The sequence below is a fragment of the Tenacibaculum insulae genome, from assembly GCF_964512435.1.
Classification (GTDB): Bacteria; Bacteroidota; Bacteroidia; order Flavobacteriales; family Flavobacteriaceae; genus Polaribacter; species Polaribacter insulae_A.
Map to the genome: position 1 here is coordinate 2,346,024 of NZ_OZ208512.1, position 12,565 is coordinate 2,358,588.

The window sequence follows — 12,565 nt, forward strand, 5'->3', positions numbered from 1 at the left end:
CCGACTTTTATAAAAGTCGGAGATTCTTTTTTACTTCCAGGCAACCATTTTTTAAAATTGCTAGTCTTTATATTTGTAAGCAAGTAAATTAAATATTTGAGTTGAAAATTATTCAGTTACATAAAAAACAATCTGTATTAATAAAAAAGGCAGTTGCACAAAATAGAGAAGCGCAACAGTTAATATTTGAGCAGTATTCACCAAAAATGTTAGGTGTTTGTAGGCAATATGTAAAAGACATACACCATGCTGAAGATTTAATGCTTTCGGGTTTTTTAAAAGTATTTACCAAATTACACACATTTAAAAAAGAAGGAAGTTTTGAAGGTTGGATTCGTAAAATAATTGTAAACACTTGCCTTACGTATTTAAATAAAAAAAATCCGATTCAATTAACAGATGAAGATTTTGTTTTTGATGATGCGGCTACCGAAAGTTTAGAAAACACATCTGTAGAAGAAATTCAAAAATTAATAGATCAATTACCAGAAGGGTATAAGTTAGTTTTTAATTTATATGCCATTGAAGGATACAAACACTCTGAAATTGCTAAAAAATTAAACATTTCAGCTGGTACCTCTAAGTCGCAATTATTTAAAGCAAGAAAATGGTTGCAAGAAAGTTATATAAAAATGAACGAAATTAAAGATGCAAACAAATAAAATAGATAAACATATTGCTGATAAATTTAAAGACAGAGAATTAAAACCATCTGCATCAGCTTGGGAGCGTTTACATGTTCAGTTAGACAAAGAACAGCGAACTAAAAAGAAAAAAAACGTAATATATTTAAGTTATGTAGCTAGTATTGCGATGTTGGTTAGTTTGTTTTTTATCTATCAAAAAAATAATAATAACGACGATTTTATTAAAAACACAATTGTTAATACTTCTTTTGATTCTTTAAAAATGAAAGAAGTAAATTTAAAAGAAATAAGTACTGTTAAAGAAGCTATTGTAAGCTTAGAAACACCGAAAAAAGAAAATAAAAAGGTTGCTACATTAATTAAAAAGCCTGTTTTAAAAGAAGAAAGTAAAAACTTAAAAGCAAATACTTTAAAGCAAAAAGAAGCTACAAATGTAGTTTTAACAAATCAAATTAAAAGAAAGGAAAGTGTTAATGCGATATATGCAGCCGCAGATATAGATGCTTCTAATAATAAAAAAAACACGACAAGAGTAACTGTTAATAGTGATGATTTATTATTTGCAGTAACTCACTCATCAATAGAAATAAAGGAATATTACGCAAAATATAAAATAAAAAGAGCCGCAGTTTTAGATACGATTCAAAAAGAATTAATCAAATCTAATTTAAAGATAAATCCAGCAATTATTTTGGCAGAAGTAGAGTATGATATTGAAGAAGCTGATTTTCAGGAAAACTTTATGAAAAAATTCAAATCAAAAGTATCAAATGTAATTGTTGCAATTGCAGATAGAAATAAATAAGCGCTTACCAATTATCGATAATTAAACACACTTAAATTACCCGTTTAACTTAAAATTTAAAAGATGAAAAGAATACTATTATTAGTGTTGTTTGTAACAACTATTGCCCAATCTCAAGAAAAAACTTTCGAGAAAGAAGTGCAAAAAATATCAAAAAGAATTGATCAAATAACGAGTCAGCAAAAAGATTCGTTAAAATCAAAAGTAAAAATTATTAATGCTAGGGTTGCTAAAAACGAGTTAACAGATGCAGGCGCGATTCCGTTAAAAAAAATAGCGGCAGAATACCATGCAATGCAAATTGAAAAATTGGTAAGTATTGAAGAACAAAAATTGCAAAAATTAGTACAGGATAAAACAAACGGAAAAATAGCAAGTACTGAAGAAACAGACTTAAATAATACCTTTAAAATAGGAGGAACAACTTTTAAGTTAAGTTTATCTGAAGACAAGGAAGTAAAAAAGAAAAAAAGAAGACGAAATAGTAAAAGAACAACAACGCAGTTTGTTTTTGCTTTAGGAGCAAATAATGTTTTGGTTAATCATAAATTAAGTTCGTTAAACGATTCTGAATATCAGTTTTGGGAATCACATTTTTACGAATTAGGTTTTACTTGGAAAACACGTTTATCTAAACAACCGTCAAAAACCTATTTTAAATACGGAATTTCTTTTTTATGGAACAATTTAAGAGCTGGTAACAATGAATATCATACAAAAACAGGAAAAAGCACAATTTTAAAAGTGCATCCATTTAACCTTAAAGAAAGTAGATTACGTCATGTACAAATGAATTTTCCGATGCATTTAGAATTTGATTTATCAAAAAACAAAAAATATTCTGATGGTTTTGTTGCTGATAGAACTCATAAATCTGTTCGTTTTGGAGTGGGAGGTTTTTTCGGATTTAAATTAGGAACGCGTCAGTATTTAGAATATAAAAATGCAGAAGGTATAAATGTAGAAGAGGTGCAAAAATCAGGATTTAATACCAATATTTTTAACTACGGATTAAGTGCTTATTTTGCTTATAGAGGTTACGGATTGTATGCTAAATACGATTTAAATCCACTATTTAAAGATACTGAAATAAGAAATATTTCATTAGGATTTCGATTTGATATTAATTAACAAAAAAAGGAGAAGTTTTAAACTTCTCCTTTTTTATTCTTTTCCCATTCTTGGCGTAAATCGCCCGAAAGTTTTCCCGTTCCATCATGCCTCCACCCAGGAGGTTTTAAAAAGTATAACATTCGTTTATTTAAAGAAGTTTTACTTGTAAAAACATCTTTTAACATATTATACCACTCAATAAATGCTATTTTAATGGGGTTGTAAGTGTTAATATTAGTCACTAAACCATAAATAGGTTTTTCAACTTCAGGCTCAAAAGTACCAAATAGTTTATCCCAAATAATTAAAGTACCAGCATGATTTCTATCTAAATACTGCGGATTTGTAGCATGATGAACTCTGTGATGACTTGGTGTGTTAAAAATAGCCTCAAACCATTTAGGTAGTTTGGTAATTAATTCGGTATGAATCCAATATTGATAAATTAAACTGATAGCTCCCATGGTAAATTGCATTACAGGATGAAAACCTAATATTGGTAACCATAAATAAAAAACAAACGAAGTAAAACCGCCAGTCCAAGTTTGTCGTAAAGCCGTCGCTAAATTATATTTTTTAGAAGAATGATGTACCACATGACTTGCCCAAAAAAAACGACTAGTATGCCCAATTCGGTGACTCCAATAATACCCAAAGTCATATAAAAAAAACATTAAAACCCAAGCCCACCATTCAAAAGGAATGGTAAATAATTTTACATTATTGTAAATAATCATAAACAGTGTAAATACAAAAGTTTTGGTTAGTAAACCTATAAAAACATTTCCTAACCCCATAGTTATAGAGGTAGCTGCATCTTTAAATTCGTAATTTTCTAATCTGATTTTTACGGTGAGTATAACCTCAATAATAACAGTTAAAACAAAGAAAGGAATGGCGTAATGTATTAGGTTTGGTATTTCAGGGATTTGCATAAAAAAGGGTTTGTTTACAAACTTACATAAAAAAACATATATTATTTTAAAGAGAAGAGTTTGTTTAGGCAGTAAAAAACAGTATATTTGCAGGCTTAAAATAAATTTTAAACAATTTAATTATGAATCATTACGAAACTGTTTTCATTTTGAATCCCGTTTTATCTGAAACTCAGATAAAGGAGACAGTAAAGAAGTTTGAGGACTACTTACTATCTAAAGGTGCTGAAATGATTTCTAAAGAAGATTGGGGCTTAAAAAAATTAGCTTACCCAATTGAAAAGAAAAAAAGTGGATTTTACCACTTATTAGACTACAAGGTAGCAGGAGATGCGATTGCTCCTTTTGAATTAGAGTTCAGAAGAGACGATAGTGTTATGCGTTATTTAACTGTAAAGTTAGACAAACATGCTGCAGCTTGGGCTGAAAAGAGAAGAAATCGTGTTAAATCTGCAAAAAAGTAAGAAATGGCATCAATAGATCAACAAGCAAAAGGAAACAAGCAAGGAGAAGTACGTTACTTAACTCCGCTTGATATCGAAACTAAAAAAGAAGCTAAATACTGTCGTTTTAAAAAGAATGGTATTAAATACATCGATTATAAAGATGCAGACTTCTTAATGTATTTAGTAAACGAACAAGGTAAAATTTTACCAAGACGTTTAACAGGAACATCATTAAAATATCAACGTAAAGTGGCACAAGCTATTAAAAGAGCGCGTCACTTAGCATTAATGCCATACGTTGGTGATTTGTTAAAATAATAAAGAAGTAGAAACATGGAATTGATATTAAAACAAGACGTAGAAAATTTAGGTTTTAAAGACGATGTTGTAACTGTTAAGAATGGTTATGGTCGTAACTGCCTAATTCCTCAAGGATATGCAATTTTAGCTACTTCTTCAGCTAAAAAAGTGTTAGCTGAAAATTTAAAGCAACGTGCTTTTAAAGAAGCTAAATTAGTAGAAGACGCTAATAAAGTAGCCGAAACTGTTAAAGGATATGAAATCAAGATTGCTTCTAAAGTAGGTTCTGGTGATAAATTATTTGGTTCAGTAAATAACATTAATGTTGCTGAAGCTATAGCTAAAGCTGGTACTGAAATTGATAAGAAATTTATCAAAGTAACTGGAGGTAGTGTAAAAAGATTAGGTAAATACAACGCTGCTGTACGTTTACACAGAGCTGTTATTGCTGATATCGTATTTGAAGTTGTTGCTGAAAAGTAAGAGTTTTAAAAATATAATAAGAAGCCTATTCATTTTTGAATGGGCTTTTTTTTGCTTAAAATTTAAGTGAAAAGTGTTTTTTGGAGTAAAAAGGGGGATTTGCCTTGTAGTTTTACTAAAGATAATATTGATCTTTGTAGTGTAAATAAAGATAGGGGACTTTATTACAAAATTAAAATATAATCTTTTGAGGGGTTGATTGTATTTTAGAAAAACTCTGATCCACTTAAGGTAGATCAGAGTTTTTGTTTGTTATAATTTTATTTCTTCTTGATTTCTAAGAATGTCATCAATAGTTTCTCTTTTTCTAATTAAATAATCCTTTCCTTTATGTATCATAACCTCTGCAGGTTTAAATCTTGAATTATAATTAGAAGCCATTGAAAAACAATAAGCACCAGCATTGTGAAAACATAAAATATCTTCTTCTGATATTTCATTAATTCGCCTATTAGAACCAAAAGTATCTGTTTCGCAAATATAACCTACCACACTATAAAAACGCTCTCTTCCTTTAGGGTTTGATAAATTTTCGATATAATGATAAGAATTATAAAGCATCGGTCGTAATAAATGATTCATTCCACTATCAATCCCTGCAAATACAGTAGAGGTAGTTTGTTTAATAACATTTACTTTTGTTAAAAAATAACCAGATTCACTCACTAAAAACTTTCCAGGTTCAAACATTAAAGTAATGTTTTTTCCGTATTCTTTACAAAATTGATTAAATCTTGCGGATAATTTTTCACCTAATTCAACAATATCTGTAGAAATATCATCCTTTTTATAAGGTACTTTAAATCCGCTTCCAAAATCAATAAAATCAATATTTTTAAATTGCTTTGCTACATCAAACAAAATTTCGGTAGCTCTTAAAAAAGTATCGATATCTAAAATATCAGAACCAGTATGCATGTGAATTCCGTTAATTCGCATACCCGTATTTTCTACAACTCTTTTTATATGCGGAACTTGGTGAATTGAAATACCAAATTTCGAATCGATATGTCCAACAGAAATATTACTATTACCACCAGCCATAATATGCGGATTTATACGAATACAAACAGGTACTTTAGGATGTTTTTGTCCGAATAATTCTAATATTGATAAATTATCTATATTAATTTGCACGCCTAATTTAGCTACTTCTTCAATTTCTTGTAAAGAAACTCCGTTAGGTGTATAAATAATTTCCTTAGGTTTAAAACCTGCATGCAATCCTAATTTTACTTCTTGAATAGAAACAGTATCTAGTCCACTTTTTAGGGTGTTAAAAACTTTTAAAATATTAATATTTGATAAGGCTTTAACCGCGTAGTTTAATTTTAAGCTTTTAACTGACGAAAAAGCAGTTGTAATTTTATTGTACTGCTGTATTATTTTTTCAGTATCGTATACATAAAGTGGAGAACCATACTTGTTGGCTAGATTTAATAATTCTTCTCTATTCATTTTTATCTATTATTTGATCATGTCAAAAGTAGATAAGCTGTTTTTTTTGACAAATTATTTATTAAAAATATACAAATCTATTTTTTTTGTACAAAAAAGGTTGTTTTCAGTGCTTAAAAAGGGGATTTGCCTAAATAATGTTTTGAAAATAATGACATATTTGTAATGAAATAAAAATAAGGGGATTTATTTCAACATTACTAATGATATTTTCTTTAAGGGGTGAAAATATCGTTACAAGTAAAGCTCTAACGTTATGCGTTAGAGCTTTCGTATTTTTATATTAAGGGTATTATATATGGTAATAAGGTGTTTTACCTTTTAAAAATAGTATTAAATGTGTGAAATTTGTAATGAAATAAAAATAAGGGGATTTATTTCAATCTTTGTGATATTTTCTGAGAGGGGTAGATAATATCATAAAAAAAACTCTAGCAATTAACAATTGCTAGAGTTTTTTGTTTTGTAACTAGTTAAGTTTATTTAAATTTTACAGCTACTTTATTAGCAATACCCACAATTACTTCAGTGGCTTTTAATATACTTTCTACAGGTACATATTCGTAACGTCCATGAAAATTATGTCCTCCAGCAAAAATATTCGGGCAAGGTAATCCTTTGTACGATAGTTGCGAGCCATCAGTACCTCCACGAATAGGCTTAATTAAAGGTGTAATATTCATATCCTTCATTACTTCTTCGGCAATATCAACAATATGCATTACAGGAGTTACTTTTTCCTTCATATTATAATATTGATCTTTGATTTCAATTTCAATTAAATCTTTCCCTAATTTGGTGTTTATTACCGAAACTAAATCTAACATGGCTTGTTTACGATTTTTAAACAATTCCATATCATGATCTCTAATTATATAATGTAAGGTTGTTTGCTCTACTTTTCCTTCCATGTGGTGTAAGTGAAAAAAACCTTCGTAACCAGTAGTTTTTTCTGGAACTTCATTTTCTGGTAAAGCATTAATTAATTCACTAGCAATTGTCATTGAATTAATCATTTTTCCTTTTGCGTACCCAGGATGTACAATTTTACCATTTATGGTAATTTTTGCTCCGGCAGCGTTAAAGTTTTCGTATTCTAGTTCTCCAATTTGACTTCCATCCATAGTGTAAGCCCATTGTGCACCAAACTTTTCAACATCAAACATGTGAGCGCCTTTACCAACTTCTTCATCAGGAGGAAAGCATACTCTAATTTTACCATGTTTAATTTCTGGATGCTGAATTAGATATTCCATAGCAGAAACGATTTCGGTAACACCAGCTTTATCATCGGCACCTAACAAAGTTGTTCCGTCTGTAGTAATAATGGTTTGCCCTTTATACTGTAATAAATCATCAAAATAATCAGGAGATAAAACAATATTTTCTTCTTTATTTAAAAGAATGTCTTTTCCGTCGTAATTTTCATGGATTTGAGGTTTTACGTTCGCTCCAGTAAAATCAGGACTTGTATCAATATGGGCAACAAAGCCAATGGTTGGCACTTCGTAATCTAAATTACTAGGCAAAGTAGCCATCAGGTAACAATTTTCATCTAAATCAACCTCTTCCATTCCTATTTCTTTCAATTCTTTTTCAAGAACTCTAGCTAAATCCCATTGTTTTTCGGTACTAGGAAAAGCAGGATTTTTAGGATCACTTTCAGTATCAATAGTTACATATTTTATAAATCTATTAATGATATGTTGTTTATTCATTGTGGTAATTTTAGTGTTTCAAAAATAACTATTTCAATTGTATTTTATCAATTAAATTTATGGCATTACAAATTCTTTCCGCTATTAAAGAATCTCCATAAATTTCTGTCTTTACGTGTAAAAAATTGTCAGAATTAACTTTGGTAAAAGTGTTTAAAATATGATAATTAAATTTTCCTTTTTTACCCTTTGCAAAACTAAAATAAGAAGGTTTGTTAAATAAGTTAATGTGTTTTGTTTTGGTTTCAACCAACTTCATATTAGTATTGTCAGTCGTAATTTTTTTAGTAAAATTTGTGTCTAAAAATACAGGAGAATGAATTAAAGTAGCATCAAAAAGTATTGTTTTTGTTAAGCTTACTGTTGTGTCTGCAGCGTAAATAGAAGTTTTTCCGTTATCGTAATACAAATTTACTTTCCAGTTTTTTGGTAATGAAACAGCAAATAAATTTCTAACATCACTCGTTTTTTTTAAGTTTAAAAAAGTGGTTGAATCTTTACAAGGAAATTCATTTTTTAATTCGGAAGAAGAGCTGCACGAAAACATTAAAAACAAAGTTAAAACAGCAAAAATATTTTTCATAAATTCAATTTTAATTTTACGAATTGTGTTTAAAATAAGCAATTAACAAATCTACTACATAACTGTAAGATTTTATTCCTTTTGATTGATTGTTTGCTTTTAAATACGAATTATATCCTTTTTTAAAATAAGGTTCAATCGGATTTTCAAATTGTTTCCAATGTAAATAACTATCGTTATAATCTTTGTAAATTCCTTTATTTACTGAATTTTTAATTGCTAAGGCAGCTTTTTTATCACGTTTGTATACTTGACGGATACAATAGTTATAAGCCATTCTATAACCTGAATATTTAAAATATAAGTCGTCGTTTGCAATGGAGGCTAAAAAGCCAACAAAATTAGCGTCATTCTCTGCCGCCCAACCAATTTGATGTGCCATTTCGTGACAAGTAGTTGCGGGATAACCAGTTTTAGGTATCATATCGTTTACTTGCGCTTCTCCAGTAATTGGATTTATATAACCTGAAGTACCATTATAAGATTGAAATAAACTGACTAAAGAGTTTTTTATGGATGAATTTGTATAGGCTAACTGCGGATATTTTTCTGCTAAATTTTTATAACCATTAGTGGCTAAACTGTAAATTTCTTTTTGTGAATAAGGAACTGTAATTTTAATAGAATCGTTATTTGTAATTTGAAAATGGATTTTATTTAATTCTGAAACTATTTTATGAGTCGTTTCAACCAATTGCTCTGTTGTATAGAAAGCTTGTTGTAAATCTAAATTTTTAGCCAATGGTTCACGAAAATAATTGAATCCCCAAAAAGTGTAAAAGCAAAAATAAATTATCGCTAAAGCGGAGGTGAATTTTAAAAGCTGCGTACCAAGGTTTTTAAATCGATTTTTAATCAACTTATAAATGCTTTGTATAAATAAAATAATTAAAAATAGTCCTAAAACATCTCCGAAAGAAAAGGGAATCCATCCTAAAATGAAACGGAAAAATTTAGAAATAAACGGATATATACCGTTACTATAATATTGCGCTATCCATTGTGGTTTTTGGCTTAAAAATTGCACAAAAACAACCTGAATAGGTAAGGTTAAACTTATAATTAAATATTTTTTACGGTATTGCATAGCATCAAAAATAAGAAAGTTAGAAGGTTATCAACAGGTTAATAACAATTTTGTTTGCAAATTTGTGTAAAAAGAAAGTTTAGTCGAACTCCTACAAATATCATCTTAAAAATTTACATTTGTGGCTATGGAGAAAACGCATTCTGTTAGGGGAACTAAAATTGATAAGGCAAGAATTGTAAGCCTTGAAAAAGGTAAAATACCACCACAAGCTTTAGAGCTAGAGGAGGCTGTTTTAGGGGCGATGATGATTGATAAAAAAGGGATAGATGAAATTATAGATATTCTTAGTCCGGAAGCTTTTTACGACAAAAGACATCAAGAAATATATGCGGCAATTTATACGCTTTTTCAAAATTCTGAACCGATTGATTTACTTTCAGTATCAAATCAGTTAAAGAAAAATGGAAAATTAGATGTTGCAGGTGGTGATTTTTTCTTAATAGGATTAACTCAAAAAGTAGCTTCATCAGCACATATTGAGTTTCACTCCCGTATTATTTTAGAAAAATATATTCAGCGTAAATTAATTACTATTTCTTCTGAAATTATAGAGAATGCTTACAACGAAACTGTTGATGTTTTTGATTTATTAGATGATGCCGAAGGAAAATTATTTGAGGTAACACAAGGTAATCTTAAAAAAGGAGCAGAGCGTGCCGATTCATTAGTACAGCAATCTATTACCAAAATACAAGAAATATCGGGTAAAGAAGGGATGAGTGGTTTGGCTACCGGATTTACAAAATTAGATGCTTTAACATCAGGTTGGCAACCATCTGATTTAATTATTATTGCAGCGCGTCCTGGTATGGGTAAAACAGCCTTTGTAATTTCAATGGCTAAAAACATGGCAATTGATTTTAACCATGCAGTTGCAGTATTCTCGTTAGAGATGTCGTCAGTACAGTTAATTACGCGTATGATTTCATCAGAAACAGGATTAACATCAGAAAAACTACGTAAAGGAAATTTAGAACCACATGAATGGGAACAACTAAATGTAAAAGTTAAAAAACTTTCGGATGCTCCTATTTTTATTGATGACACACCAGCACTTTCAATTTTTGATTTACGTGCAAAGGCGCGTCGTTTAGTATCGCAACACAATGTTCGTATTTTAATTATTGATTATTTACAATTAATGACCGCAGGAGGATCTGGAGGAAATCGTGAACAAGAAATATCTACCATTTCACGTAACTTAAAAGCTTTAGCAAAAGAACTAAGCGTACCAGTAATTGCGTTATCACAATTATCGCGTGCGGTAGAAACTCGTGGAGGATCTAAAAGACCATTATTATCAGATTTACGTGAATCTGGAGCTATTGAGCAAGATGCTGATATTGTATCGTTTATTTTTAGACCAGAATACTACGGAATGACAGAGTGGGATGATGATGATCACTCGCCATGTGAAGGTCAGGGGGAGTTTATTGTAGCAAAACATCGTAATGGTGGGTTGGATAATATTCGTTTAAAATTTACGGGACATTTAGCAAAATTTTCAGATTTAGAAGAAGGATTTAGTAGTGAATTTCAATCAAGTATGAATACAGGTATCGAATCTGGTTTTAACAACGAAGTTGCTTCTAGTAATTTTGTATCGCCAGAAGATGCATTCGGACCAAGTGATGATGATGTTCCTTTTTAAAATATAAATAAAACATAAAATATATAAAATACACAATTGCTACTTTGTAATTGTGTATTTTAGTTTTTAGTATGAAAAAACACCTATATATATTAGTCTTTTTATTAGTATCAAACTCACTTTGGGCATCATTTGTTTATGTTCCGATGAGTCATGAAAATCAAAAAAATCATTTAAAAGCATACGGAATTGTGTATTACGCCTTGCAAAATGGTTTAAAAGCAAAATGGCTGTTAAATTATGACGGAGGCGCATTTTTGATAGAAAATAATGAATCGATAGAAAAAGAATGTAAAATTCGTGGTGTTTCATATCAAATAATTTCTGATGCAAAATCAAAATTAATATTAGAAGAAATTTCGTCACCATCTAAAAATCAAGAAGCAGTAACTTTAGAAAAAGCTCCAAAAATAGCAGTGTATTCACCAAAAAGTAAAATGCCTTGGGACGATGCTGTAACCATGGTGTTAACTTATGCTGAAATTCCGTTTGATGTAATTTATGATGAAGAAGTTTTAAATGATAAGTTATTATTATATGAATGGTTACACTTGCATCACGAAGATTTTACCGGACAATATGGTCGTTTTTATGGAAGTTTTAGAACAGCACCTTGGTATATTCAACAAAAAAAAGATGCTGAAGCTTTGGCAACAAAATTAGGTTACGCTAAAGTATCTGAAGAAAAAAGAGATGTTGCTAAAAAAATTAGAGATTATGTAATTGGTGGCGGATTTATGTTTGCAATGTGTTCTGCAACCGATAGTTTTGATATTGCTTTGGCAGCAGATGGAGTTGATATTGCCGAAGGAATGTTTGACGGCGATGCATCCGAACCTAATTATCAATCGAAAATAGATTTTAATAAAACATTTGCATTTAAAAATTTCGAATTAGTTCGTAATCCAACAACTTACGAGTTTTCTTCTATTGATATGACCCGTAAAAGAAAAATTAAAAAGGAAGTTGATTATTTTACTTTAGGAGAATATTCAGCAAAATGGGATCAGGTACCAACCATGTTAACGCAAAATCACACACAATTAGTAAAAGCTTTTATGGGGCAAACGACTTCTTTTGATCGATCAACAATAAAATCAACTGTAATGATTTTAGGAGAAAATAAAACCAACGGAGAAGGACGTTATATTCACGGAACAAAAGGAAAAGGTATGTTTACCTTTTACGGAGGTCATGACCCTGAAGATTATCAACATAGAGTAGGAGACCCGAAAACAGAATTAGATTTGCACCCAACATCACCAGGGTATCGCTTAATTTTAAATAATGTGCTTTTTCCGGCAGCAAAAAAGAAAAAGCAAAAAACTTAAAAAAA

General features: G+C 29.8%; 13 protein-coding genes. 8 read left to right on the plus strand and 5 right to left on the minus strand.

The features are described 5' to 3' along the window. Positions 1 to 101 precede the first annotated feature (101 nt). From ACN5J5_RS10785 to ACN5J5_RS10795, 3 genes are all read left to right on the plus strand, one after another. A complete protein-coding gene (locus ACN5J5_RS10785; protein ID WP_418644902.1) occupies positions 102 to 662 on the plus strand; it encodes an RNA polymerase sigma factor in 561 nt (186 codons plus the stop codon). Further along, the gene (locus ACN5J5_RS10790) at positions 649 to 1,452 is read left to right on the plus strand and encodes a hypothetical protein (protein WP_418644903.1); all 804 of its coding nucleotides are present in this window, start codon (positions 649 to 651) and stop codon (positions 1,450 to 1,452) included. Before ACN5J5_RS10785 ends, ACN5J5_RS10790 begins: the two co-directional genes overlap by 14 nt. Before the next feature lie 63 nt (positions 1,453 to 1,515). Continuing rightward, positions 1,516 to 2,583, plus strand: coding sequence for a hypothetical protein (locus tag ACN5J5_RS10795; RefSeq protein ID WP_418644904.1), 1,068 nt, complete (start codon positions 1,516 to 1,518; stop codon positions 2,581 to 2,583). A gap of 17 nt (positions 2,584 to 2,600) precedes the next feature. Here the strand turns inward: ACN5J5_RS10795 and ACN5J5_RS10800 are convergent, their stop codons facing one another. Next, complete coding sequence (locus ACN5J5_RS10800) at positions 2,601 to 3,500, minus strand: sterol desaturase family protein (RefSeq protein WP_418644905.1); 900 nt, start codon at positions 3,498 to 3,500, stop codon at positions 2,601 to 2,603. Between the two features lie 122 nt (positions 3,501 to 3,622). Here ACN5J5_RS10800 and rpsF point away from each other — a divergent pair, with 122 nt between their 5' ends. Genes rpsF through rplI form a run of 3 tightly spaced genes read left to right on the plus strand, consistent with a single transcriptional unit; the run spans position 3,623 to position 4,729 of the window. Next, complete coding sequence (rpsF, locus tag ACN5J5_RS10805) at positions 3,623 to 3,964, plus strand: 30S ribosomal protein S6 (protein WP_068705046.1); 342 nt, start codon at positions 3,623 to 3,625, stop codon at positions 3,962 to 3,964. A 3-nt stretch (positions 3,965 to 3,967) separates the two neighbouring features. After that, positions 3,968 to 4,264 (plus strand): 30S ribosomal protein S18, encoded by a 297-nt coding sequence (gene rpsR, locus ACN5J5_RS10810; protein ID WP_068705048.1) that lies wholly within the window; start codon positions 3,968 to 3,970, stop codon positions 4,262 to 4,264. Positions 4,265 to 4,279: 15 nt separating this feature from the next. Beyond that, on the plus strand, positions 4,280 to 4,729 hold the full coding sequence (gene rplI, locus ACN5J5_RS10815) for a 50S ribosomal protein L9 (protein WP_418644906.1): 450 nt from the start codon (positions 4,280 to 4,282) through the stop codon (positions 4,727 to 4,729). A 252-nt stretch (positions 4,730 to 4,981) separates the two neighbouring features. Here rplI and lysA read toward each other — a convergent pair whose 3' ends face one another. The 4 genes from lysA to ACN5J5_RS10835 all read right to left on the minus strand — a co-directional run bounded on the left by lysA (position 4,982) and on the right by ACN5J5_RS10835 (position 9,575). Then, positions 4,982 to 6,187 carry a diaminopimelate decarboxylase gene (gene lysA, locus ACN5J5_RS10820; RefSeq protein ID WP_418644907.1) on the minus strand — a complete coding sequence of 402 codons (1,206 nt, stop codon included), beginning with the start codon at positions 6,185 to 6,187 and terminating at the stop codon, positions 4,982 to 4,984. A 479-nt stretch (positions 6,188 to 6,666) separates the two neighbouring features. Further along, entirely contained in the window at positions 6,667 to 7,905 is a 1,239-nt protein-coding gene (gene pepT, locus ACN5J5_RS10825; RefSeq protein WP_418644908.1) for a peptidase T, read from the minus strand. Between the two features lie 28 nt (positions 7,906 to 7,933). Beyond that, a complete protein-coding gene (locus tag ACN5J5_RS10830; RefSeq protein ID WP_418644909.1) occupies positions 7,934 to 8,488 on the minus strand; it encodes a hypothetical protein in 555 nt (184 codons plus the stop codon). Positions 8,489 to 8,504: 16 nt separating this feature from the next. Continuing rightward, positions 8,505 to 9,575 carry a DUF3810 domain-containing protein gene (locus tag ACN5J5_RS10835; protein ID WP_418644910.1) on the minus strand — a complete coding sequence of 357 codons (1,071 nt, stop codon included), beginning with the start codon at positions 9,573 to 9,575 and terminating at the stop codon, positions 8,505 to 8,507. A gap of 127 nt (positions 9,576 to 9,702) precedes the next feature. Here ACN5J5_RS10835 and dnaB point away from each other — a divergent pair, with 127 nt between their 5' ends. Together dnaB and ACN5J5_RS10845 are read left to right on the plus strand one after the other, a co-directional pair. Then, positions 9,703 to 11,229 (plus strand): replicative DNA helicase, encoded by a 1,527-nt coding sequence (gene dnaB, locus ACN5J5_RS10840; RefSeq protein WP_418644911.1) that lies wholly within the window; start codon positions 9,703 to 9,705, stop codon positions 11,227 to 11,229. A 71-nt stretch (positions 11,230 to 11,300) separates the two neighbouring features. Next, entirely contained in the window at positions 11,301 to 12,560 is a 1,260-nt protein-coding gene (locus tag ACN5J5_RS10845; protein ID WP_418644912.1) for an asparagine synthetase B, read from the plus strand. Positions 12,561 to 12,565 lie beyond the last annotated feature (5 nt).